21 protein-coding genes are annotated in these 23,627 nt (G+C 73.1%); 9 read left to right on the forward strand and 12 right to left on the reverse strand.

The features are described from left to right. Positions 1–47 precede the first annotated feature (47 nt). Entirely contained in the window at positions 48–1,148 is a 1,101-nt protein-coding gene (locus R4Z62_RS14570; protein WP_064534404.1) for a zinc-dependent metalloprotease, read from the reverse strand. Positions 1,149–1,696: 548 nt separating this feature from the next. Further along, positions 1,697–3,337 carry a D-alanyl-D-alanine carboxypeptidase/D-alanyl-D-alanine endopeptidase gene (gene dacB, locus R4Z62_RS14575; protein WP_491519988.1) on the reverse strand — a complete coding sequence of 547 codons (1,641 nt, stop codon included), beginning with the start codon at positions 3,335–3,337 and terminating at the stop codon, positions 1,697–1,699. 79 nt (positions 3,338–3,416) lie between these two features. Between dacB and R4Z62_RS14580 the strand changes: the two genes are divergently transcribed. Together R4Z62_RS14580 and R4Z62_RS14585 are read left to right on the forward strand one after the other, a co-directional pair. Next, complete coding sequence (locus R4Z62_RS14580) at positions 3,417–3,908, forward strand: inorganic diphosphatase (protein ID WP_018568890.1); 492 nt, start codon at positions 3,417–3,419, stop codon at positions 3,906–3,908. Between the two features lie 120 nt (positions 3,909–4,028). Beyond that, positions 4,029–5,804: a threonine/serine exporter family protein gene (locus R4Z62_RS14585; RefSeq protein WP_381740797.1), complete on the forward strand. Its 1,776-nt coding sequence runs from the start codon at positions 4,029–4,031 to the stop codon at positions 5,802–5,804. 23 nt (positions 5,805–5,827) lie between these two features. Here R4Z62_RS14585 and R4Z62_RS14590 read toward each other — a convergent pair whose 3' ends face one another. Together R4Z62_RS14590 and R4Z62_RS14595 are read right to left on the reverse strand one after the other, a co-directional pair. Continuing rightward, positions 5,828–6,895, reverse strand: coding sequence for a DedA family protein (locus R4Z62_RS14590; protein ID WP_491519989.1), 1,068 nt, complete (start codon positions 6,893–6,895; stop codon positions 5,828–5,830). 208 nt (positions 6,896–7,103) lie between these two features. After that, positions 7,104–7,865 (reverse strand): MerR family transcriptional regulator, encoded by a 762-nt coding sequence (locus R4Z62_RS14595; protein WP_037894206.1) that lies wholly within the window; start codon positions 7,863–7,865, stop codon positions 7,104–7,106. 132 nt (positions 7,866–7,997) lie between these two features. Between R4Z62_RS14595 and R4Z62_RS14600 the strand changes: the two genes are divergently transcribed. Next, entirely contained in the window at positions 7,998–9,290 is a 1,293-nt protein-coding gene (locus tag R4Z62_RS14600; protein WP_491519990.1) for an ion channel protein, read from the forward strand. A 37-nt stretch (positions 9,291–9,327) separates the two neighbouring features. Here R4Z62_RS14600 and R4Z62_RS14605 read toward each other — a convergent pair whose 3' ends face one another. The 5 genes from R4Z62_RS14605 to R4Z62_RS14625 all read right to left on the reverse strand — a co-directional run bounded on the left by R4Z62_RS14605 (position 9,328) and on the right by R4Z62_RS14625 (position 14,425). Continuing rightward, positions 9,328–10,056, reverse strand: a complete 729-nt coding sequence (locus tag R4Z62_RS14605) for an ABC transporter permease (RefSeq protein ID WP_491521875.1) — start codon at positions 10,054–10,056, stop codon at positions 9,328–9,330. A 95-nt stretch (positions 10,057–10,151) separates the two neighbouring features. After that, complete coding sequence (locus R4Z62_RS14610) at positions 10,152–11,111, reverse strand: ATP-binding cassette domain-containing protein (protein WP_491519991.1); 960 nt, start codon at positions 11,109–11,111, stop codon at positions 10,152–10,154. Positions 11,112–11,195: 84 nt separating this feature from the next. Further along, entirely contained in the window at positions 11,196–11,855 is a 660-nt protein-coding gene (locus R4Z62_RS14615; protein ID WP_491519992.1) for a PadR family transcriptional regulator, read from the reverse strand. Positions 11,856–12,040: 185 nt separating this feature from the next. After that, positions 12,041–13,501 carry an aldehyde dehydrogenase family protein gene (locus R4Z62_RS14620; protein ID WP_064534397.1) on the reverse strand — a complete coding sequence of 487 codons (1,461 nt, stop codon included), beginning with the start codon at positions 13,499–13,501 and terminating at the stop codon, positions 12,041–12,043. Between the two features lie 87 nt (positions 13,502–13,588). After that, a complete protein-coding gene (locus R4Z62_RS14625) occupies positions 13,589–14,425 on the reverse strand; it encodes a Sco1979 family transcriptional regulator (RefSeq protein WP_491521876.1) in 837 nt (278 codons plus the stop codon). Between the two features lie 338 nt (positions 14,426–14,763). On the opposite strand from R4Z62_RS14625, the gene R4Z62_RS14630 reads away from it, so the two are divergent. Further along, positions 14,764–15,303: an ATP-binding protein gene (locus R4Z62_RS14630; protein ID WP_355478261.1), complete on the forward strand. Its 540-nt coding sequence runs from the start codon at positions 14,764–14,766 to the stop codon at positions 15,301–15,303. Positions 15,304–15,435: 132 nt separating this feature from the next. On the opposite strand, the gene R4Z62_RS14635 is transcribed toward R4Z62_RS14630, so the two are convergent. After that, the gene (locus tag R4Z62_RS14635; RefSeq protein ID WP_064534395.1) at positions 15,436–15,705 is read right to left on the reverse strand and encodes a DUF397 domain-containing protein; all 270 of its coding nucleotides are present in this window, start codon (positions 15,703–15,705) and stop codon (positions 15,436–15,438) included. Positions 15,706–16,091: 386 nt separating this feature from the next. Here R4Z62_RS14635 and R4Z62_RS14640 point away from each other — a divergent pair, with 386 nt between their 5' ends. Together R4Z62_RS14640 and R4Z62_RS14645 are read left to right on the forward strand one after the other, a co-directional pair. Continuing rightward, positions 16,092–16,670, forward strand: a complete 579-nt coding sequence (locus R4Z62_RS14640; protein ID WP_491519993.1) for a hypothetical protein — start codon at positions 16,092–16,094, stop codon at positions 16,668–16,670. 124 nt (positions 16,671–16,794) lie between these two features. Further along, complete coding sequence (locus tag R4Z62_RS14645) at positions 16,795–17,364, forward strand: DUF4232 domain-containing protein (protein WP_064534393.1); 570 nt, start codon at positions 16,795–16,797, stop codon at positions 17,362–17,364. Between the two features lie 131 nt (positions 17,365–17,495). On the opposite strand, the gene R4Z62_RS14650 is transcribed toward R4Z62_RS14645, so the two are convergent. Next, positions 17,496–18,680, reverse strand: coding sequence for a DUF2786 domain-containing protein (locus R4Z62_RS14650; protein ID WP_491519994.1), 1,185 nt, complete (start codon positions 18,678–18,680; stop codon positions 17,496–17,498). A gap of 144 nt (positions 18,681–18,824) precedes the next feature. Between R4Z62_RS14650 and R4Z62_RS14655 the strand changes: the two genes are divergently transcribed. After that, positions 18,825–19,589, forward strand: coding sequence for a Clp protease N-terminal domain-containing protein (locus R4Z62_RS14655; protein ID WP_491519995.1), 765 nt, complete (start codon positions 18,825–18,827; stop codon positions 19,587–19,589). A gap of 89 nt (positions 19,590–19,678) precedes the next feature. Then, entirely contained in the window at positions 19,679–21,382 is a 1,704-nt protein-coding gene (locus R4Z62_RS14660) for a bifunctional 3'-5' exonuclease/DNA polymerase (RefSeq protein ID WP_382848160.1), read from the forward strand. Positions 21,383–21,402: 20 nt separating this feature from the next. On the opposite strand, the gene R4Z62_RS14665 is transcribed toward R4Z62_RS14660, so the two are convergent. Beyond that, the gene (locus tag R4Z62_RS14665; RefSeq protein WP_491521877.1) at positions 21,403–22,317 is read right to left on the reverse strand and encodes a glycosyltransferase family 2 protein; all 915 of its coding nucleotides are present in this window, start codon (positions 22,315–22,317) and stop codon (positions 21,403–21,405) included. Positions 22,318–22,661: 344 nt separating this feature from the next. On the opposite strand from R4Z62_RS14665, the gene R4Z62_RS14670 reads away from it, so the two are divergent. Beyond that, entirely contained in the window at positions 22,662–23,621 is a 960-nt protein-coding gene (locus R4Z62_RS14670) for a D-2-hydroxyacid dehydrogenase family protein (RefSeq protein ID WP_491519996.1), read from the forward strand. Positions 23,622–23,627 lie beyond the last annotated feature (6 nt).

Here is a 23,627-nt window from a genome sequence, read left to right on the forward strand (position 1 = left end):
GTTCGTCTGCCGTCGGCCGGATCCGGTTCACCCCGTCCGCGGCCGGTTCACGACTCGGCCTTGCGGTGCACCCGCGCCACCCAGTCCGCCGGTTCGGCGATCTCCGCCTTGGTGGGAAGGGTGTTGGGGGAGGTCCAGACGCGGTTGAAGCCGTCCATGCCGACCTGGTCGACGACCGCGCGGACGAACCGCTCGCCGTCCCGGTACTGGCGCAGTTTGGCGTCCAGGCCGAGCAGCTTGCGCAGCGCCGAGTCGAGCCGGGAGGCGCCCTTGGCGCGGCGCTGCTGGAACTTCTCGCGGATCTCGGCGACGCTCGGCACGACCTCGGGGCCCACCCCGTCCATCACATAGTCGGCGTGGCCCTCCAGGAGGGACATCACGGCGGTGAGCCGGGCGAGGATCTCGCGCTGCGAGGGAGTCTGGACCAGTTCGACCAGGGAGCGCCCGCCGTCGTCCTCCTCGCCCTCGGGGCGGCCGCCGACGAGCGACTGCGCGGCGTCCCGGATCCGTTCGAGGAACGCGGTGGGGTCGACGTCGGTCTCGGACAGGAACGACTGGATTTCACCCTCCAGGTGGTCGCGCAGCCAGGGCACCGCGGTGAACTGCGTGCGGTGCGTCTCCTCGTGCAGGCAGACCCAGAGGCGGAAGTCGTGCGGCTCCACGTCGAGTTCGCGTTCGACGTGGACGATGTTCGGGGCGACCAGGAGGAGCCGTCCGCCGCCGTCGGCACCCCCGGGCAGGTCGCGGACGGCCGGGGCGAAGGTCTCGTACTGGCCGAGCACGCGGGAGGCGAGGAACGACAGCAGCATGCCCAGTTCGACGCCGGTGACCTTGCCGCCGACGGCTCCGAGGACGGCGGCGCCGGGGTTGCTGCCGCGCCGCTCCTGCATCTTGTCCAGCAGCGGCCTGAGCAGTTCGCGGAAACCGGCGACGTTGGCCCGGATCCAGCCGGGGCGGTCGACGACCAGGACCGGGGTGTCGTGGGTCTCCTCGGTGCCCAGCCGGGTGAAGGCCCGCACGTGCTCCTCGGAGACCTTGGCGTGCCGGCGCAGCTCCGCGACCACCGCGCGGGCGTCGTCGCGGCTCACCTCGGGGCCCGGCCGGACCAGCCTGGTCGCGGTCGCCACCGCGAGATTCCAGTCGACCATCCCGGGACTTGCGGCACCACCGATGCTCGTCATGTGTCAACGGTACGTGAGCGCCGCCACTCAGGGCAGGGCGGCGGACGGCACCGGGCGCCGGAGCGCGGCCCCGGGCCACCGCCTCCGGGATCCGCCCGGCGTCCGCCCCGAGGGGCGGCCCGGGGATCGGCCTGGGGGTCGGCCCGGATCCGTGCGGGCCCCGGCGGGCGTCCCGGACAGCGGGGTTCAGCCACAGCCACAGCGGGCCATCGGCCACCGTGTTGCCGCGACACGGTCCAAAGCCGGGCGAGCGGGCGCCGCCCGGGAGGCAGAGCGAGGGACGCCTCCGGTGCCGGAGCGCGGCCCCGGGCGCCGCGTCCGGGGTCCGCCCTGGGGCCCGTCCGGTGCCCGCGCCGAAGGCCCGGCGAGCGTCGCCGCCCAGGAGGCAGAGCGACGGACGCCCCCGCTGCGGGAGCGCGGCCGCGGCCCGCCACGTCCAGGGGCCGCCCAAGGCCGTCCGGTGCCCGCGCGGGGCCCCGTCGGCCGTCCCGGACGGCGTCCCGGGCGTACGGGGTTCAGCCGCAGCCGCAGGCCGCCAGGGTCGTCGCGACATGGTCCAGGGCCGCCTGGGCGGCCTGCGGGTCGGTGGTGCCCTCGGCGAGGAAGGCGAAGGCCAGCAGCCGGCCGTCGCGGTCGACGGCCGTGCCCGCCAGCGTGTTCACACCGGTCAGGGTGCCGGTCTTGGCCCGGACGATCCCGGCGGCGCCGTCGCCGGTGTAGCGGTCGGCGAGGGTGCCCGTGAACCCGGCGACCGGCAGTCCGGTGAGGACCGGCCGCAGCCCGGGGCGGGCGGGGTCGGCGGCGGTGCGCAGCAGGGCGGTGAGCAGGTTCGCGGTGAGCCGGTCGGCGCGGTCCAGGCCGCTGCCGTCGTGGAAGGCGGCGCCGGCCAGGGGCAGGCCGAGCGCCTTCAGCCGGGCGGCGACGGCGCGGGCGCCGCCCGCGAAGTCGGCCCGCTGGCCGGAGGCCCTGGCCGTCTGCCGGGCGAGCGCCTCGGCGATGTCGTTGTCGCTGTTGGTGAGCATGCGTTCGACCACGTCGGACAGCGGGGGCGAGGACACGGTCGCGAGGGTCTGCGCGCGGCCGGTCGCCTTGGAGGGGCCGGGGGCGGTGGTCCGGACGCCGTGTTCGCCCAGGAAGCGGCCGAAGGCGCGGGCGGCCTCGGCGGCCGGGTCGGCGACACGGTCGGCGGGGCCGCTGGCGGAGTCGTCGGTACGGCCCTCGTCGGCCATGAGCGCGCTGACCCGGGCCAGGTTCTCGTTCACGCCGATGGGGTGCAGATCGGCACCGGCGTACAGGCTGGTGTCGTACGACAGGGTGACCTGGTGCACCCCGCGTCCGGCCAGGGCTTTGGCCGTGGCGTCGGCGAGGGCGCGCAGGCTGGCGGCGCCCTTGGCGTCCTTGCGGGCGGTGAGGGTGGGGTCGCCGCCGCCGACGAGGACGAGTTCCCCGGTGTCGGGCTCCAGGGCGGCGCGGGTGGTGAGGCGGTGATCGGGGCCGAGGGCGGACAGGGCGGCGACGGCGGTGGCGATCTTGGTGGTGGAGGCGGGGGTGAGGCCGTTTCCGGCGCCCTGCCCGTAGAGCTGCCGTCCGGTGGTGATGTCGACGACGGCGGCGGAGCGGCCGGTGCCGAGCGCCGGGTTCTCCAGGAGCGGGCCGAGGACGGGGGCGAGGGCCGGACCCTCGGCCGCCGGCCGGACGGCGCCCCCGGTGCCGCCGAGGCCCGCCAGGACGGCGGCGGCGCTGGGCGCGGCCCGCGGGGAGTCCGCCGCCGCGCCGCCGGGCCGCACACCCCGGGACATATCGGAACCGCGGCCGTGATCTGCGCCACCCGCGCGCTCCAGGGCCACGGCCCGATCCCGCTCGGCCGTACGCTGACCGGTGGAGTCCCAGGGACCGGCGGCAGTCACCACCCCCGCGGCCAGCGCCAGCCCGGCGGTGGCCGCACCGGCGGTGTACCGCCACGTCCTGGGCCGCCCCTGCCGTGGCCCGGTGGCCTGCGCGAACCGTGCGATCCACGGCCGCGCGGTCCGCGCGGCCCCGGCCAGGACCGGCCCCGTGGACCGTGCGACCCGCGCGAGGCGCGGCCGCAGGGACCGCGTCAGGCGTGCCAGCCGCTCTTCCGCGGCCCGCCAGCCCCTCAGCTCCGGCACGACCACCAGCCCCTTTCGCGATCACACACCTGCGTGAGGGACACTTAATCACCAGAACTATGTGCTGATCATGGAGGAGCCACCGGTGGAGTTCGACGTCACGATCGAGATTCCGAAGGGTTCGCGGAACAAGTACGAGGTGGACCACGAGACCGGTCGTATCCGCCTGGACCGTCGACTCTTCACTTCGACCAGCTACCCGGCGGACTACGGCTTCGTCGAGGACACCCTCGGCGAGGACGGCGACCCGCTGGACGCGCTGGTCATCCTGGACGAGCCGACCTTCCCCGGCTGTCTGATCAAGTGCCGCGCGATCGGCATGTTCCGGATGACGGACGAGGCCGGCGGCGACGACAAGCTGCTGTGCGTGCCGGCGTCCGACCCGCGCGTGGAGCACCTGCGGGACATCCATCACGTGTCGGAGTTCGACCGCCTGGAGATCCAGCACTTCTTCGAGGTCTACAAGGACCTGGAGCCGGGCAAGTCGGTCGAGGGCGCCAACTGGGTGGGCCGCGCCGACGCCGAGGCGGAGATCGAGCGCTCCCGCAAGCGTTTCGAGGAGCACGGCGGTCACTGACCGCACCGCGCCCAGGGGCCGCGTCCACCTCGCGAGAGGTGACGCGGCCTTCGGCATACGTGCGCGGATACCCGCGCATACTGAGGCTTACGGAAGGTGTCGTTCAGGGAGCGTTGCCCAGTGACGGACGCGGAGGACCGCAAACCGCAGTCGGACGAGGCGAGGAGTGACTTCGTGTCCTCCCCCGCGCGTCCCGCGCAGGCGTCGGTGACGCAGACGACGCAGCTGATCCCGGTGGTCCGGGCGGCCCCGGTGACCGCCGTGACACCGGTCGACAACGAGTCGTCGACGACGTCCGAGTTCGCGCTCCCGCAGGGTCTGGCCGCGCCCCGGCCCGCAGGCGAGTCCGAGACGACCTCGGAGTTCGCCCTGCCGGACGGCCTGGCGGTGCCCGAGGCACCGGCCGCCGAGCCCGAGGGCTCCGCGTTCAGCACCCCGCACACCTACACCGCGCGCGAGGCGCCGTACGCCTTCACACCGCCCCGGGGCACCCCGGCGGTCAGTCTGACCAAGGACGCCCCCTGGCAGGACCGGATGCGCACGATGCTGCGCATGTCGGTGACCGAGCGGCCCGCGCTGGAGCAGGTGCACAAGGCGGAGGAGGGCGGTCCGGCCGTCCCGCGCGTCCTCGACCTGTCGCTGCGTATCGGCGAACTGCTGCTCGCGGGCGGTGAGGGCGCCGAGGACGTGGAGACGGCGATGTTCGCGGTCTGCCGCTCCTACGGCCTGGACCGCTGCGAGCCAAACGTCACCTTCACCCTGTTGTCCATCTCCTACCAGCCGTCCCTGGTGGACGACCCGGTGTCGGCCTCCCGCGTGGTGCGCCGCCGCGGCACGGACTACACCCGGCTCGCGGCCGTCTTCCAGCTCGTCGACGACCTCAGCGACCCCGAGACCCATGTGTCCCTGGAGGAGGCCTACCGGCGCCTCGCGGAGATCCGCCGCAACCGGCACCCCTACCCCGGCTGGGCGCTGACCGGCGCCGCCGGGCTGCTGGCGGGCGCGGCCTCCGTGCTCGTCGGCGGTGGTCCGCTGGTCTTCGTGGTGGCCGCGCTCGGCGCGATGCTCGGCGACCGGCTGGCCTGGCTGTGCGCCGGGCGCGGCCTGCCGGAGTTCTACCAGTTCACGGTCGCCGCGATGCCGCCGGCCGCGATCGGCGTCGCGCTCACGGTGGCGGACGTGGACGTGAAGGCGTCCGCGGTCATCACCGGTGGCCTGTTCGCGCTGCTGCCGGGGCGGGCGCTGGTGGCGGGCGTGCAGGACGGGCTGACCGGCTTCTACATCACCGCCTCGGCCCGGCTGCTGGAGGTCATGTACTTCTTCGTCGGCATCGTCACCGGTGTGCTGCTGGTCCTGTACTTCGGGGTGAAGCTGGGCGCCCAGCTCAACCCGGACGCGGCGCTGGTGGGCAGCCAGCGGCCGGTGCTCCAGATCGTCGCGTCGATGCTGCTGTCGCTCACCTTCGCCGTGCTGCTCCAGCAGGAACGGTCCACCGTCCTGTGGGTGACGCTCAACGGCGGGGTGGCCTGGGTGGTGTACGGCGCGATGCACAACGTGGGCGAGATCTCGCCGGTCGCCTCCACGGCGGCGGCCGCGGGCCTGGTGGGACTGTTCGGGCAACTGCTGTCCCGCTACCGCTTCGCCTCCGCGCTGCCGTACACCACGGCCGCGATCGGGCCGCTGCTGCCCGGTTCCGCCACGTACTTCGGGCTGCTGTCGATCGCGCAGAGCCATATCGACAAGGGGCTCGTCTCCCTGGCCAAGGCGGTCTCGCTCGCCATGGCCATCGCCATCGGGGTGAACCTCGGCTCCGAGATCTCCCGGCTCTTCCTGCGGCTGCCGGGGGCGGGCAGCGCCGCGGGCCGCCGGGCGGCCAAGCGGACCAGGGGCTTCTGAGCCCGGCCGGGCCGCGCGGCGGCTCAGGGGGCGCGGTAGTACCCCTGGTCCTGGTCGTACGGGTACTGCCGCTGGTCATACTGCGGGTCGTACTGCTGCTGCTCCTGCTGGTCGCCGTAGGGCTGCGGCTGCTGGGGCTGCTGCGGCTGCTGCGGCTGCTGGGGGTGACCGTAGGGCTGATGGGGCGGCTGCTGGTGCTGCTGCGGGTACGCGCCGCCGGGGTGCTGCTGCCCCTGGTCGTAGCCGTACGGCTGCTGGGGCGGCTGGGGCTGGTGCTGCTGCGCGTGCTGCTGATGGGGACGCTGCTGCTCGTACGGCGGTTCGATGCGGCGGAGCTGGGTGGTCGCGTCGTCCAGGACCGGCGGCTGGAACTGCTGCCCGTACGGCTGGGGCTGCTGGGGCTGCCGCGCGTACTGCTGCTGGTGGGCGGCGACGGGCTCGGGCGCCGCGGCGGCGGGCTGCGGCTCGTTCTTCGCCTTGGCGCGGGCGCGCAGGAACTCGATGGCGATCGGGACGACCGAGACGAGGACGATCAGGATGAGGATCGCCTCGATGTTCTCCTTCACAAAGTCGATCTTGCCGAGCCAGGAGCCGAGCAGGGTGACGCCCGCGCCCCACAGCACGCCGCCGATGACGTTGAAGGTGACGAACGAGCGGTACCGCATGCCGCTGACGCCCGCGATGATCGGCGTGAACGTCCGCACGATCGGCACGAAGCGGGCCAGGACCAGGGACTTCGGGCCGTACTTCTCGAAGAACTCGTGCGCCTTGACGACGTTCTCCTGTTTGAACAGGCGGGAGTCGGGGCGGTTGAACAGGGACGGACCGACCTTCTTGCCGAACATGTAGCCCGCCTGGTCGCCGAGGACGGCCGCGAGGCAGATCAGCGCGACGGCCGCCCACAGCGGGAAGTCCAGCTGGTGCGAGGTGATCAGCAGACCGCAGGTGAACAGCAGCGAGTCACCCGGCAGGAAGAAGCCGATGAGCAGGCCCGACTCGGCGAAGACGACCAGCAGCAGCCCCCAGATGCCGTAGGTGTCCAGCAGGTAGTTCGGATCCAGCCAGCTCGGGCCGAGGGCAAGCGTCGTCACGGTTCCGGGCTCCTGAGGGGGTGAGGACGGTCGGCGGCGGGTCGGCCTCCGGGTACTGCCGCACAAAGTATCAACGGATGGTGTACGCCCCGGGTTCCGCCGGATCCCGCGCGCAGCCCCCGGCGGGACCGGACCCGCCGCCCCGGGACACGGACGTAAGGGGCACCCGCCATGGGCGGACGCCCCTTACCGTCAGCCCTCGTGACCGTCAGCCCTCGTGGCGGGCCGCGTTCGCGAGGATCGCCTCCTTGAGGTGCTCGGCGAGCCCCGGCCGCATCGCGTCGTAGTACGCCGTGAAGCGCTCGTCGGCGACATACATCTCCGCCAGGCAGCGGTGCATCTCGTACGGGCAGGTGAAGAACCACGTGCCGATGTGCCGCCGGTGCTCCTCCGCCAGATCCATGGCCGCCGGACCGGCCGGCGGCTCCCCGGCGGCCGCCAGCGCGGTGTACCGCTCCTCCCAGGCGTCCGCCTCGGCCTTGATCCGCTTCCAGTCCTCCTTGGTGTAGCGGGCGGCGCGGCGCCGCGACTCGGCGTACGCCTCGGTGCCGCCCCAGCGCTGCTCGGTCTCCTCCGCGTACTGCTCGGGGTCCTTGTCCCCGAACACCTCGAAACGCTCCTCGGGCGTGAGGTCGATTCCCATCCTGCGTGCCTCCATGGCCTGCTCCACGGCCGCGGCCATCCGCTGTAGCTTGTCGATCCGGGCGGTCAGCAGCTCGTACTGGCGGCGCAGATGCGCGCGCGGGTCCGCGTCCGGGTCGTCGAGCAGTGCCGCGACCTCGTCGAGCGGGAAGCCGAGCTCCCGGTAGAACAGGATCCGCTGCAACCGGTCGAGGTCGGCGTCGTCGTAGCGCCGGTGCCCCGCGTGGCTACGCCCGCCCGGGACGAGCAGGCCGATGTCGTCGTAGTGGTGCAGGGTGCGCACCGTCACTCCGGCGAAACCGGCGACCTGGCCCACGGTGTAGCCCACTTCCGCTCCCTTCTCGGTACGCGCTCCACGGTGCGTCCTCACGCCGCGTGAGGTGCAAGCCCGCGACGGCCGCCGGACGCGGTGCGCGCGTTCCTCCGGTTTCCTCCGGATACGCCCGCTTATCGTGTGCCCGTGGTCCAGGACACCGAGCGGCAGCCGGCCGCCGCACCGGCCGTACCGTCGGCACCGGCCCGCGCGCTGCTGCCCCTGATCCTGCCCGCCCTCGTCGCCGGGATCGGGTGCAGTCTGCTCCTCCTGCTGGTGAGCGGGGTGGCGGAGCGGTTGCAGGGCGCCCTGTGGGAGGACCTGCCGGACGCGCTCGGCATCGGCCGGTACTCGGCGGTGTGGATGCTGGTCGTGCTCACCGCGACCGGTGTCCTGGTCGGACTGGTGGTGTGGAAGGTGCCGGGGCACGCGGGCCCCGACCCGGCCACGCTGGGCCTGTCGGCCGCCCCGGTGGCGCCGGGCGTGCTGCCGGGCCTGCTGCTGGCGACGATGCTGATGCTGGCCGGCGGGCCGAGCCTCGGCCCGGAGAACCCGATCATCGCGGCCAACGTGGCGCTGGTCTTCTGGCTGGGCCGCAGGCTGCTGCCCCGGCTGCCGCGGGCGCTGTGGCCCGCGCTGGCCGAGGCGGCGACCATCGGCGCGCTGTTCGGGACCGCGGTGGCCGCCGCGCTGGTCATCTCCGAGGCCCTGGCCGGGCGCCCGATGCGCGGGGCGCTGTGGGACAACCTGTTCGCGCCGCTGGCCGCGGGCGCCACCGGTGCCATGACCACGACGCTGGTCGCCCACCCCACCTTCGACCTCGGGCTGCCGCCGCTCGGCCGCCCGCACGCGGGCCAGGTGCTCGCCGCGCTCGTGATCGCCTCGGCGGCGGCCCTGCTCGGCCTCGCCGCCGTGTACGCCTTCCCGTACGTCCACCGGGTCTTCGCCCGGCTCGGGCACCCGATGATCGCCCTGCCGGCCGGTGGCCTGGTGCTGGGGCTGCTGGGCGTGCTGGGCGGCCCTCTGACGCTGTTCAAGGGACTCTCGGAGGTCGCGGAGCTGGCCCGCGCTCCCGGGGACCGGACGGCGGGGCAGTTCGCGACGCTGGCCGTGGTGAAGCTGGCGGCGCTGCTCGTCGCCGCGTCCTGCGGCTTCCGCGGCGGCCGGATCTTCCCGTCCGTCTTCATCGGCGCCGCGCTCGGGCTCACCGCGCACGCCCTGGTGCCCTCGGTGCCGCCCGCGCTCGGCGTCGCGGCGGGCGTGCTCGGCATGCTGCTGGCGGTGACCCGGCAGGGCTGGGTGAGCCTGTTCACGGCCGCCGTCCTCGTCTCCTCGCCGACCCTGCTGTCCCTGCTCTGCCTCGCCTCGCTGCCCGCCTGGCTGCTGGTGACCGGCCGCCCGCAGATGCAACTGCGCGCGGACGGGACGGCGGCCCGCTGACCGCCGTCCCGCACCGCCCCCGCGGCCGCCCGGCGGCTCAGCGGCTCAGGCCCCGGAAGCGGCGCAGCGCCAGCGGGAGGAACACCGCGAGCAGCCCGAGCGGCCACAGGACGGCCGGGAGCACGTGCCCGGACTCGCCGCCCGGTCCGCCGACGAGGTCCCGTACCGCCGTCGCCGTGTGGGACATCGGGTTCCACCGCACGAGCGTGCCCAGCCAGCCGGGCATGGAGTCCGGGGCGGCGAACGCGTTGGACAGGAAGCCCACCGGCCACACCAGGATCTGCACCGCCTGGACCAGTTCGGGCCGCCCCGCCAGCAGCGCCAGGTGGATGCCCGCCCACAGCATGGCGAAGCGGAACAGCAGCAGGAGTGCCAGGGCACCCAGCAGGCCGCCGGGTCCGCCGTGCGCGCGCCAGCCGAGCGCGTGCCCGACGCCCACGAGGACGACCAGGACCAGCGCCGACTGGAGCATGTCGGCGGCCGAACGCCCCACCAGCACCGCGCCGTCGGCCATCGGCATCGCGCGGAACCGGTCGATGACCCCCTTGTTCAGGTCCTGGGTGACGGCGAGCATCGTGCCTTCCAGGCCGAAGGCCATGGTCAGGGCGAGCATGCCGGGGACCAGGTAGTCGACGTAGTCACCGCGCACGTCCCGGCCGCCGCCGACCAGGTAGCCGAACATCAGCAGCAGCATCACGGGGAAGACCAGGGCGACGGCCACCTGGACGGGGCGCCGCGCCCAGCGGGCCAGTTCGCGCCGGGTCATCGTCCAGGAGTCGGACAGCGCGCGGACGCTCGGGCGGATCTCCGCACTCAGGCTCGTGCCCGGGGTCGGGCTCGGGCTCGGGTTCGTGGCCGTGCTCACGCGGGCTCCTCCACTCGGTGGTCCCCTCCGGTGAGGTGCAGGAACACCTCGTCCAGCGTCGGGCGGCGCAGAGCCACGTCCTCCGCCTCCGCACCGGCCTCCTCAAGGGCCCGTACGACGGCGGACAGCGCGGCCATGCGGTCGGTGACCGGGGCGCTGAGCAGCCGCCGGTCGGGGTCGGCGGACACGCCCGTCAGCGGCAGCAGCGCGGCGACGGCCGCCAGCCGGCGCGCGTCGCGCAGCACCACGTCGACGCGGTCGCCGCCCGCGAGCGCCTTCAGCTCGCCTGCGGTGCCGTCGGCGATCACCCGGCCCGCGTCGACGACCGAGATCCGGTCGGCGAGCTGATCGGCCTCCTCCAGGTACTGGGTGGTCAGCAGGACCGTCGTGCCGCCGCCGACCAGGGAGCGGACCGCCGCCCACACCTCGGCGCGGCCCCGCGGGTCCAGGCCGGTGGTCGGCTCGTCCAGGAAGAGCACCTCGGGCTCGGTGATCAGGGAGGCCGCCAGGTCGAGGCGGCGCCGCATGCCGCCGCTGTAGGTGCTCACCGGCCTGCGTCCGGTGCCGGTCAGACCGAAGCGCTCCAGGAGTTCACCGGCACGCGCGCGTGCCCCGCGGGCGCCCAGGTGGTGGAGGCGGCCGAACAGCTCCAGGTTCTCCCGGCCGCCCAGTTCCTCGTCGAGCGCCGCGTGCTGGCCGAGCAGCCCGATGCGCAGGCGTACGGCGTAGGCGTCGGCCACCACGTCGTGCCCGGCCACCGTGATCCGGCCCGCGTCGGGCCGCAGCAGCGTGGACAGGATCCGGACCAGGGTGGTCTTGCCCGCGCCGTTCGGACCGAGCACCCCGTGGACGGTGCCCCGGTCCACCCTCAGACGGAGCCCGTCCAGCGCGTACGCCCCTCCTCTGCCGCCGTATTTCTTGCGTACCCCTTCGACGGTGATCGCCGCCTCGGCCATCGGCCGCTCCCCTCACTAACCAAATTTGACTACTGCTCCCTGCCGGAGGAAGGTAGCGCCGCCGAGGCGGTTGGTCAAACTTGATTAGTGGGTCTCTTCGTCCGGTGCACCGCCGGCCTCTCCCGGCCGTCCGGTCCCGAAGGGGTTCTCCTGGCCGTCCGCCAGGACGCCGCGGAACGGCTCGCCCTCCCCCGCGAAGGTGTACGCCCCGCCGCGCACGCGCTCGATGAGGCCGCGCGTCCACTCGGCGCCCGAGTCGGCGGAGTGCACCCAGAAGTTCATGATCTCGCCGATGTGCCCGAGCTGCCCCGGGCCTTCCTCGGGGGTGTAGTACTCGGTGACCGACCTGCGCCACTCCTCGATGCTGCGCACCCGCTTCTCCAGCAGGCCGAGGACCTCCGCGCGCTCCAGGTCGACCATGAAGCCGAGCGCGGCGGTGAGCACGTCGGGGCGCTGGTCGTAGGCGGTGAGGTACTCGCGCAGCAGCGTGAGGTACTCCTCGGTGCCCAGCTCCGTGATCTCGTACTCGACGCGCGGCGGGCCGCCCGCCGTGGACGGCGCGATCTCGTGCGCGAGCAGCAGTCCCTGCTTCGCCATCTGCTTCAGGGCGTGGTAGATCGAGCCCGGCTTGGCGTTGGACCACTCATGGGCGCCCCAGTACTCCAGGTCGTTGCGCACCTGGTAGCCGTGGGCCCGCCCGTGCTGGCGGACGGCGCCCAGCACCAGGAGACGGATCGCTGACATGCGGTCCAGGTTATGGCCGCCGCGGCGACCGGCCGCGCGAGGGCCGGGCGGACGGCGGCGGGACGGACGGCGGCGGGACGGACGAAGAGCGGGGAGGACGGCGGGCGAGGAGGACGGCGGGCGGAGCGGGCCGGTCCCGTCAGGCGTCAGCCGGTCAGCCGGTCAGCCGGTCAGCCGGTCGCCCGTCAGAACGGGAAGCCGCTGCGGCCGTGCTGGACCGAGATCCACTTCACCGTGGTGAAGGCGTCCACGGTCGTCTCGCCGTTGAGCCGGCCGATGCCGGAGTGCTTCTCGCCGCCGAAGGGGACCAGCGGCTCGTCGTGGACGGTGCCGTCGTTCACATGGAACATGCCGGTGTCGATCCGCTTGGCGAAGGCCACACCGCGCTCGATGTCCGCCGTGTGCACGGCGCCGCTGAGGCCGTACGGGGTGTCGTTGACGATCCGGACCGCCTCCTCCTCGCCGTCGAAGGGGATGAGGAAGGCGACCGGACCGAAGACCTCCTGCTGGAGCAGCGCGGAGTCGGCGGGCACCCCGGTCAGGACGGAGGGGGCGACCAGGTTGTCCCGGGTGGTGCCGTGGACCAGCGCCGTCGCGCCCTCGGCGATGGCCTGCTCCACGGTGCCGGACACCGCGTTCGCCTGCGCCGAGTTGATCACCGGGCCGATGACCGTTCCCGGGTCGCGCGGGTCGCCGACCTTCAGCGACTTCACCTTGGCGACGAACTTCCCGGTGAACTCCTCGGCGACCGAGCGGTCCACGAGGACCCGGTTCGCCGCCATGCAGACCTGGCCCTGGTGGACGTAGCGGCTGAAGACGGCCGCGTCGACCGCGTAGTCGAGGTCGGCGTCGTCCAGGACCACGATCGCGCTGTTGCCGCCCAGTTCGAGCACGGAGCGCTTGAAGTTCGCGGCGCACACGGTGGCCACGTGCCGGCCGACCTTGTCGGAGCCGGTGAAGGAGATCACCTTCGGGACCGGGTGCTCGATGAACGCGTCACCGATCTCGGCGATGTCCGTGACGACGACGTTGAGCAGACCGCCGGGCAGACCCGCGTCCTCGAAGATCTTCGCGACCAGGGTGCCGCCGGCGATGGGCGTGTTCTGGTGCGGCTTGAGCACCACGGCGTTGCCGAGCGCGAGCGCCGGGGCGACCGACTTGACCGACAGCAGGAACGGGAAGTTGAAGGGGCTGATGACGCCGACGACACCGACCGGGACGCGGTAGACGCGGTTCTCCTTGCCGTCGGACGGCGACGGCAGGATCCTGCCCTCGGGGGCCAGCGCCAGATGGACCGACTCGCGCAGGAACTCCTTGACGAGGTGCAGCTCGAAGGCGGCCTTGAGGTGCGTACCGCCCAGCTCGGCGATGATCACCTCGGTGATCTCCCGCTCGCGCTCCTCGACCAGGCGCAGCGCCTTCTCGAAGACCAGCCGGCGCGCGTAGGGGTTGGTCGCGGCCCACTGCTTCTGGGCACGGGCCGCCGCGCGGTAGGCCGCGTCGACCTCGTCGACGGTGGCTATCGTGATCGAGGCCAGCTTCTCGTCGTCGTACGGATTGAAGTCGATGATGTCCCAGGAGCCACTGCCCTGGCGCCACTCGCCGTCGATGTACTGCCGTGCCAGGTCGGTGAAGTAGGACGACATGTGACCCCTCGAATCCCAGGCGCTCGCTGTCTGATCGAACGTCATCGTACGCGCGGGCGGGGCGAGTTGGGGACGAACCGGGACGGCTCAGGAGAGCTGGAGCAGGCCCCGCAGCACATCGCGGCTCTCGTCCGGGCCGGGGCTGTCGTGCTGGAGCTCCTTGAGCGCCCGCTCGTACTGGGCGACGTCCTCGCGCTTGTCCAGGTAGAGGGCGCTGGTGAGCTGCTCCAGATAGACGACGTCCGACAGATCGGACTCGGGGAAGCTGAGGATGGTGAAGGCACCGGACTCACCGGCGTGCCCGCCGAAGCTGAACGGCATGACCTGGAGCCGTACGTTGGGCCGCTCGGAGAACTCGATCAGGTGCTGCAACTGGCCGCGCATGACCGCGCGGTCGCCGTAGGGGCGGCGCAGGGCGGCCTCGTCCAGGACGATGTGCAGCTCCGGCGCGTTCTCGGAGACGAGGTACTTCTGCCGCTCCAGGCGCAGCGCGACCCGGCGCTCCACGTCCGCCTCGCTCGCGCCCTGCATGCCGCGCCTCACCACCGCGCGGGCGTACGCCTCGGTCTGGAGCAGGCCGTGCACGAACTGCACCTCGTAGACGCGGATCAGCGACGCCGCGCCCTCCAGGCCCACATAGGTGGGGAACCAGCTGGGCAGGACGTCGGAGTAACTGTGCCACCAGCCCGCGACGTTGGCCTCTTTGGCGAGCGAGAGGAGCGAGGTGCGCTCGGCGCCGTCCGTGATGCCGTAGAGCGTCAGCAGGTCTTCCACGTCACGGGTCTTGAAGCTCACCCGGCCCAGCTCCATCCGGCTGATCTTCGACTCCGAGGCGCGGATCGAGTAGCCCGCCGCCTCCCGCGTGATCCCCCGTGCCTCCCGCAGCCGCCTGAGTTGCGAGCCGAGCAGCATGCGCCGCACCACCGATCCGGGCTCTCCCGCGCTCACGTTCGCCAGCCTCCCCAACCGTCTTCAAGAGCCGCAGTCTGCCACTAAAACACTTCGAGCAGTACTCGCATGATTACGGAAACGGAAAGAGATCGCAGAAAGCGCACAGCGAGAGGCGAGAAGAAGGCGATCGACGGTCGAGAAGATGGCGGAAAAAATGGCCAGTAAGCGGTACGGGAGGGCCCAATTCGGTCACGTGCACGTGCATCTGCCCTTGCATCTGCTGTACGCATCCGAAACCATGGTCTCGCGCCACCGCTGCATCGCAATGACCAATGCATCGCAACGATCGCGATTTCCCGGGAGTGCCTCGCATGGGGACGAATGGATCGACCATGCTCCAGCCGTTACGGCAGGGCCTTCCGCCACTGGACCCCTCCGCCGTGTGCGATGCCGCCTCCTGCGCGCTGCCCGCCCGCTTCGAAGCCGTGCGCGAGGCACGGCAGTTCACCCGCGCCACGCTCGACCAGTGGGACCTGGGCGAGCGTTTCGACGACGTCTGCCTGGTCGTCTCCGAACTGGTCACCAACGCCCTGCGGCACGCGCTGCCGGACGCGCCGGGACCGCGCGCGTGCGACCACGGCCCGTCGGTGCGGCTGCACCTGATGCACTGGACCGAACGGCTGGTGTGCGCCGTGCGCGACCCGAGCCGGGAGAGTCCGGTGGCCCGCGAGAGCGACGACTTCTCCGCCGAGTCGGGCCGAGGACTGTTCCTCGTCGACTCCTTCAGCGACGGCTGGGGCTGGCATCCGCTGGCCGGCACGCTGGGCGGCAAGGTCGTCTGGGCGCTGTTCCGGCTGGGGCCCGCCGTACCGGTCGCGCCGATCGCGCCCGCCGTACCGTCGGCCCTCTGAGCTGCGGGTCCGCGGCCCGGTCCGAGGAACCGCGGCCTTGTGCGATGCCGCGGTTCTACGCGCGTCACGAGGTCCGTGGCGGCCGGTCCGGCCTGCCGGGTGTCTGCCCCCGTGGTGTGGCGATTCGTTTCGTCAGCCGGCGATCAGATGGTCGAACTCGCCGTCCTTGATGCCCAGCAGCATGGCCTCTATCTCCGCGCGCGTGTAGACGAGCGCGGGACCGTCGGGGAAGCGGGAGTTCCGCACCGCCACGTCCCCGCCCGGCAGGCGCGCGAACTCCACGCACGAGCCCTGTGAGTTGCTGTGCCGGCTCTTCTGCCAGGCCACCCCTCGCAGCCGTTCGGCCGCCATGCCGTTGTACACGTCGCACTCCCCGTACACGCCCTCGACGTCGTGGTTCACAGGTCGCTCCCCGGTGGTGCACTGGCTGGTATGGCCATTGATGCATCGGTCAACTGATCCGGATCATAACCTTGTTCATGTGCAGGTGCATGAGCAGATGCACGTGCACGTGGAGTGGTGCGGCCGTTACAGCTTTGACGAGCGCTTTACCGAAGCTGATGCGGCGTTTGCCCCCGAAAGGACCGGGCATGCGCGTCCCGTGCCCTGTCCGTCCGCCGGGCGCGCCCGTACTCCGCGCCCGTACTGACACGTGCACTCCAGGAAAGACGCACGGGAGGCCCGCGGTGTTCCGTCTCCACGCGGGGGTTGCGTGAACGTGACCCGATAGCCTGCCGGTGGTGCACCGGCCGCCGGTCGGAACACCGCCGCCAGGTTGGGGGAGCTCGGTGAACAGGACGGCCAAGACAGCCAGGACGGCCAAGGCAGCCAGGACAGCCACGTCGGCGAGCAGGACGGCCGTGGCGGTGCGGGTCGGTGCCGTCGCGCTGTTGGGCGCGTTCGTGCTGGGAGCTTGCAGCGGCGGGGGCGGGGACCAGGGCGGAGTCTCGGGTGCCGGGGGTGCCGAGGGGGATGTCTCCGGTGGCGCCACGCCGTCGGCCACGGGCGGCGGGAGTACGGATGGCGGAGGTACGGGCGGTGGGGGCGCGGGCGCCACGGACGGCGCGCTGAACGGCAGTTGGCTCACCACCAGCGGCGGCAAGGCCGTGGTGCTCATCATCACCGGCCGTCAGGCGGCCCTGTTCTCCACCGACCGGACCACGTGCACCGGGACCGCGACCGGGCAGGCGGGCAAGGACGTGATCCGCCTGGACGCGTGCAAGGCGCGGTCGGCGGGCACGGTCGAGACCGTCAACAAGACCACGCTCCAGGTGACCTGGGAGGGTGGACTCGGCAAGGAGACCTACACCCGGGCCGAGGGCGGGGCGCTACCGTCGGGGCTGCCCACGGCGAGCAGCGGTTCCTGAGCGTCCGCGAGACCCACGGGGTCCCGCAAGGTCCGCGACGTCCGAGGCGGGTGGGGCGGGCAACCGCGCGGCCCGCTCGTACGTGATGATCGTCGAGCATCGTCACGACCCGAGGAAGCAGCACATGCGCGCCATTCCCCTCACCGTCACCGCCGTAGCCGCGGCCCTTCTCCTCGCCGCCTGCGACAGCGGCGGCAGCGGATCCGACAGCGACACGGGCAGCAAGAACACCGACAGTTCCGCCGGCTCCGCCGGTTCGGCCGGTCCCGCCGGTTCCGCCTGCCGTATCGGCGAGGTCGGACTCCAGGTCGGCCCCGCCAACGCCGCGCCCGCCGCCGGTGACACGGGCGACGTCCCGGTCACCCTCACCAACCGGGGTGCCCAGTGCACCCTGGACGGCTTCCCCACCGTCACCCTGGCTGCCGGAAGCACCTCGGCGACCGTGAAACCGGACGAGGCGGGCCAGCCGCAGAAGCTCACCCTCGCCAAGGGCGGCACCGCGTCCTTCACCCTGACCTATGTGCGGGGCAAGGAGGGCGACGGGAAGAGCCTCGCGGCGACCTCGCTGAAGATCGCCCTGCCCGGTGCGGCCGACGCCCTCGACTCCAAGTGGTCCTACGGCCCGGTGCAGGGCAAGAAGGACGCGAGCGAGCCGGACGCGTCGGTGACGGCCTTCCAGCAGGCGGGGGACTGACGAGCCGGGGCCGACGGGCGGAGGGCTGCGCGGAGGACCGCGCGGAGGGCGACCGGCGACGACCAGAGCCGGCCGTCCGGGCTGGTCGGGCGGTCGGGCAGTCGGGCAGTCGGGCAGTCGGGCAGTCGGGTTCAGTCCAACCGGCGGCGGGATCTCATCTGCGCCCGGTCGGCCGCCTGCGCGCCCTCCGTCCAGCCCGCCTCGTCGCTCACCCCCCGCAGCCGGGTGGTGGTCGTCTCCGGGAACAACCGGTCCAGCCGGTCGCCCACCGCGACGTCCCGGCTCGCCAGGACCGGCAGCAGGTCCTCGGTGATCTGGGTCTCGGCGGCAGCGGCGAGGCGGGTGCCGATGCGATGGGCGTAGGCGGCCAGGAAGGACTGCCGGAAGGTCTTGGTCCGTTTGCGTCCGCCGGCCCGCTGCGCCGCCTCGGCCCTCGCCATGGCGGTCGTGGCCTGCACGAGGAGTGAGGTGTACAGCAGCTCCACCACCTCCAGTTCGGCCTCGAAGCCGACGACGGTCGAGAAGCCCAGGGGCTCGTTCCACACCGCGCGGCAGCGGTTCGCGGTGGCGACGGCGTCCAGCAGTACGGCCTTGGCCTGCTCGTACGGCGGCTCGACACCGATCCGGCAGGCGCCGGGCGCGTCGGGCGCGGGAGCACGGGCGGCGAGCAGCGCCTCGTCGACGCTGTGCCGGGCCATCAGCTCCTGCGCCTTGGCGCTCAGCGCCTCCGCCTCCTCCGGGAACCCGGTCGCCTCGGCCTTGGCCAGCAGCGCGCGGATCCGGCCGAGCCTCCGGGACTCGGCCCCCGGCGCCCCCGCCGGGGCGGGGCCGGCCGCCTCGTCCAGGTGCTCCAGCGCGGGCAGCCGCAGCAGCAGGCGGTACAGCTCCAGCACGGCGGTGGCGTACGAGAAGCGGTCGGTCCGGCCCGGCTCCGCGTGGGTCAGCTCGTCGAGCTGGGCGGTCCAGCGCGGCCCGCGCGGCCCGTCGTGCCGGGCCTGGGCCCGGATCAGCGAGGCGGCGAGGCGTACGTGCTCCTCACCCAGCTCACGCCCCACGATCCGCACCACGTCGGCGGGCTGCCAGCCGCGCTGCCAGGCGACCGCCACGAACTCCTCGCCGCGCCGCCCGAGTTCGGCGTCCGCGGCGGGGGCGGCGGCGAGCAGGGAGGCGCCCGTGTCGAGGGCGTCGTCGGAGGCGGCGTAGAGGGCGGCCCGGAGGGCGCGGTCGACGACGGTCCCGGGTTCGCCGGAGGAACCGGAGGAACTGGAGGAACCGGAGCGGTCGGAAGGATCGGCGGAGCTGGTCGTACGGGTCACGGACCGATCGTGCCACGCCGGGCCGACGGACCGACTGACCGTCCACAGCCTGTGGACAACTCTGCGACTCGCGAGCGGTGAGGCACCACGGCTTCATGTCAACCCGAGGTTGACACCCCACCACTGTCAACCTATGGTTGACACATGACGAACCCCAGCATCCGGTCGACGGTCCGTCTCGACGACCTCATCTCGGCCATCAAGAACGCTCACCAGGAACCCCTCGAACAGCTCCAGGACGCCGTCATCGCAGGCGAGCACCTGGGCGAGGTGGCCGACCACCTCATCGGGCACTTCGTCGACCAGGCCCGCCGCTCCGGCGCCTCCTGGACCGACATCGGCGCGAGCATGGGCGTCACCCGGCAGGCCGCGCAGAAGCGGTTCGTGCCCAAGGAGTCCGCCGATCTCGACCCCAGCCAGGGCTTCAGCCGCTACACGGCCCGCGCGCGGAAGGTCGTCATGGCCGCGCACGAGGCGGCCAAGTCCGCGGGGAACACCGAGGGACTGCCCGCCCACCTCGTCCTGGGCCTGCTCAGCGAGCCGGAGGCGCTCGCCTCCAAGGTGATCCAGGAGCAGGGCGTGACCCTGGAGGCGGTCCGGCGGGCCGCGTCCGCCGCGCTGCCGCCGACGTCCGCCGACGCACCCGGCCTCGTCCCCTACGGCCCCGCCGCCAAGAAGGCCCTGGAACTCACCTTCCGCGAGGCCCTGCGCCTCGGCCACAACTACATCGGCACCGAGCACATCCTTCTCGCCCTCCTGGAGCAGGAGAACGGCGACGGCCCGCTGAGCGGCCTCGGTCTCGACAAGGCACGCGCCGAGGAGTTCGTCACCCGCCTCCTGGCGGAGTTCCTGACGGACGGCGAGGCACCGGCGGCCCCGTCCGGTGAGGCACCGGACGGGCCGGCCTGATCGGAGGGCCAGCGGGCCCTCCGGCTCTCCTGAGTTCCGTCCGTCCACAGGTCCGGCCGATTGTCACAGGTGCCTGCGAGACTCTCGGCATGACCGACCGCTGGGCTCTCGCTCCGGCCGAGGACGGTGGCGCCGACGTCGCCCCCCTCGGTCCGGACGGGCTGCCCTCGGGCCCGGTGCGCCGCGAGCCGGACCTCGCCGAGTCCGTACGGAGCAGACCGGACGTCACCCGTTGGGTGTGGCGCTCCACCGCCGAGGTCTATCCGCGCCTGCTCGACGCGGGTGTGCGCGTCGAGCGGTGCTACGACATCGAGGACGCCGAGACGCTGCTGCTCGGCCACGAGGGACGGCACGGCGAGCCCCGTTCGGCCGCGGCGGCCCTGGCCCGGCTGCGCGGCGGCCCCGTACCGCGCGATCCGCCGCAGCGGGCCGCCGAGCCGGGCTCGCAGTCCCCCCTCTTCGAACCGCGCGGCACCCACCTGCCCCTCTCCGACCTCCTCACCGTCTACGCCGAGCAGCAGCGGCGGCACGACAGGACCGCCCATCCCGACCGCATGCACCTGCTGACCACCGCCGAGTCGGCCGGGATGCTGGTGGCCGCCGAGATGAACCGCGCGGGCCTGCCATGGGACGCGGACGTGCACCGCGGCGTCCTGCGCGAGCTGCTCGGCGAGCGGTACGCGGGCGGCGGCGAGCCCCGGCGGCTGGCCGAGCTGGCGGAGGAGGTGTCCGCCGCCTTCGGCCACCGGGTGCGGCCCGACCTGCCCGCCGAGGTCGTCAGGGCCTTCGCGCGGGCCGGGGTCAGGATCAGATCGACGCGCCGCCGCGAGCTGCACTCCGTGGACCACCCGGCCGTGGCACCCCTGCTGGAGTACAAGAAGCTGTACCGGATCTGGGTCGCCCACGGCTGGACCTGGTTGCAGGACTGGGTGCGGGAGGGGCGGTTCCGCCCGGAGTTCCTGGCGGGCGGCACGGTCACCGGGCGCTGGGTGACCCACGGCGGGGGCGCGCTCCAGATCCCGAAGGTGATCCGGCGTGCCGTGGTCGCCGACCCGGGGTGGCGGCTGGTGGTGGCGGACGCGGCGCAGATGGAGCCGCGCGTGCTGGCGGCGATCTCCCGCGACCCGGGCCTGATGGAGGTGGCGGGCCGGGACGGCGACCTCTACCAGTCGGTGTCCGACCGGGCTTTCTCCGGCGACCGCGCCCAGGCCAAGCTGGCCGTGCTCGGCGCCGTCTACGGCCAGACCTCCGGGGACGGCCTGAAGAACCTCGCCGCGCTGCGCCGCCGCTTCCCTCGCGCGGTGGCCTATGTCGACGAGGCCGCGCGCGCCGGTGAGGAGGGACGGCTCGTACGGACCTGGCTGGGCCGCACCTGCCCGCCCGCGGCCGGGGCGACGGACGAGGCCACCCAGGAGGCTGGCCTCCCCCAGGACGATCCGGACGAGCAGGACACCGGCCGGAGCCCCGACCAGGGCTGGACCCCGGGGTACGCATCCGGTGACGCCCGCGCCCGGGGCCGCTTCACCCGCAACTTCGTCGTCCAGGGCAGCGCGGCGGACTGGGCGCTGCTGCTGCTCGCCGCCCTGCGCCGCGCCTGCAGGGACATGGCGGCCGAGCTGGTCTTCTTCCAGCACGACGAGGTGATCGTGCACTGCCCGGCGCACGAGGCCGACACCGTCGCGGCGGCGATACGGGAGGCGGCGGAGCTGGCCGGACGGCTCACGTTCGGCCCGACGCCGGTGCGGTTCCCGTTCACGATGTCGGTGGTGGAGTGCTACGCCGACGCCAAGTGACGCCGCGGGGACGGCCTTGATCAGATGATCGGAGGCCGGCCCAGCCGGGTGAGCCGCCACACGGTCCGCCAGCGCATGGGCCGCCGCTCCCCCGCCGGCCGGCGCAGCCCCTCCGCGAACCCGCCGAGCCACGCCCGCAGCCCGGCGGCCGACCGCGTGCGCACGAGGGTGAGCAGCGCCCATACGCCCAGGTGGACCGGGATGAGCGCGAGGGGCAGCCGTCGCCGGGCGAGCCAGACCCGGTTGCGGGCGGTGACGCGGTAGTAGATGGCGTGCCGGGCGGGCGAGGTCTTCGGGTGCCGCAGGAGCAGTTCGGGGGCGTAGAGGATCTTCCATCCGGCGTCGGCGGCCCGCCAGGCCAGGTCGGTCTCCTCGTGCGCGAAGAAGAACTCCGCGGGCCAGTCGCCGGTCTGTTCGAGCATCGGCATGCCGAGGGCGTGCCCGCCGCCGAGGAAGCCGGTGACGTACCCGCCGCGCATCGGGTCGGCGGAGCCGACACGGGGCACGTGCCGCTGCTGGGTCTCGCCGTTCTCGTCGGCGATGCGGAAACCGACGATGCCGAGGCGGGGATCGGCGGCGTACAGGTCCCGTACGCGGCGCAGCACGTCCGCGTCGACGAGGAGCCCGTCGTCGTCGAGGTCGACGACCACATCGACGTCGCCGAACTCACGCAGCCGGGCGAGGGCCGCGTTGCGTCCGCCCGGACAGCCGAGGTTCTCGTCCAGCTCGACGGTGGTGACCTCGCCGGGCAGGGAGAGCCGGTGGGCGAACTCGGGCAGCCGGCAGCCGTTGCCGACGATCACGATGCGCGCGGGCGCGAGATCCTGTGCGGCGACGGACCTCAGCAGGGCGTCGACCTCGTCGGGCCGGTTCCCCATGGTCACCACGGCGACGGCGATCCGCGGCCCGCGCGCTCGCCTCGCCTCCACCCCCACCGCCTCTTCGGCTTCTGCCGCCTCTTCCGCCCTGGCCGCCCCTGCCGTCACGTTCCGCTCACCCCATCCGCACCGGCGGCGCCCGAGCCCCTGTCTCACGGCGTTCCGCTGATTCCGCTCGTTCCGCTCCTCGTTCACGAAGATGTTGCCTCAGTTCCGCCCGTGGTCCTGACACGGCGTGGCCTCGTGCCCGGTTTCCCGCCCCACCGCGGTGCGTCCCGCCGCTGCCCGCGGTGTACCTCGCACCGGTTCCTGCGGTACTCCTGAAGATCCACGGCGATCGAACACCCGACACCCGACACCCGCACACGGACCCAGCCACCGAATCGAGGGAAAGAGCACCCATGCGCCTGCGCTGCGCCGTACTCGACGACTTCCAGAACGCCGCGACCACCGCAGCCGACTGGTCACCGCTGCACGACCGGGTGGAAGTCGTCTCCCACTGCGAGCACTTCGCCACGGAGGACGCCCTGGCCGGGGCGCTCGCCGACGCCGACATCGTGGTGACCCTGCGCGAACGGGTCGCGTTCCCGGCCTCCCTCCTCGACCGGCTGCCCCGCCTGAAGCTGCTGATCGCCTCCGGCATGCGCAACTCGGTGATCGACCACACGGCGGCGCGGGCGAACGGCGTGACCGTGTGCGGGACCGAGAGCTCGCCGACACCGCCGGTGGAACTGACCTGGGCCCTGCTGCTCGGCCTGGCCCGCGGGATCGTCCAGGAGAACAACTCCCTGCGGTCGGGCGGCCCCTGGCAGTCCACTGTGGGCGCCGACCTGCACGGCCACCGCCTCGGCCTGCTGGGACTCGGCAAGATCGGCAGCCGGGTGGCGCAGGTGGGGCTGGCCTTCGGCATGGAGGTCACGGCGTGGAGCCAGAACCTCACGAAGGAACGGGCGGACGAAGCGGGCGTGGCCTTGGCCCCGAGCAAGGAGGAGCTGCTCTCCACCGCCGACTTCGTCTCGGTCCACCTGGCCCTGGGCGACCGCACCCGCGGCCTCCTCGGCGCCCGCGAACTGTCCCTCCTGAAGCCGACCGCCTACCTCGTCAACACCTCCCGCGCCGCCATCGTCGACCAGGACGCCCTGCTCACGGCGCTGCACGAGGGCCGGTTCGCCGGAGCGGGCGTCGACGTCTTCGACACCGAACCCCTCCCCGCCGCCCACCCGATGCGCACCGCCCCGCGCCTGCTGGCCACCCCGCACCTCGGCTACGTCTCCCGGGCGAACTACGCCCGCTACTACGGCCAGGCGGTCGAGGACATCGAGGCGTACCTGGCGGGGACCCCGATCCGCCTCCTCGGCTGACCGCCC

Source organism: Streptomyces sp. PL-25, assembly GCF_058344915.1.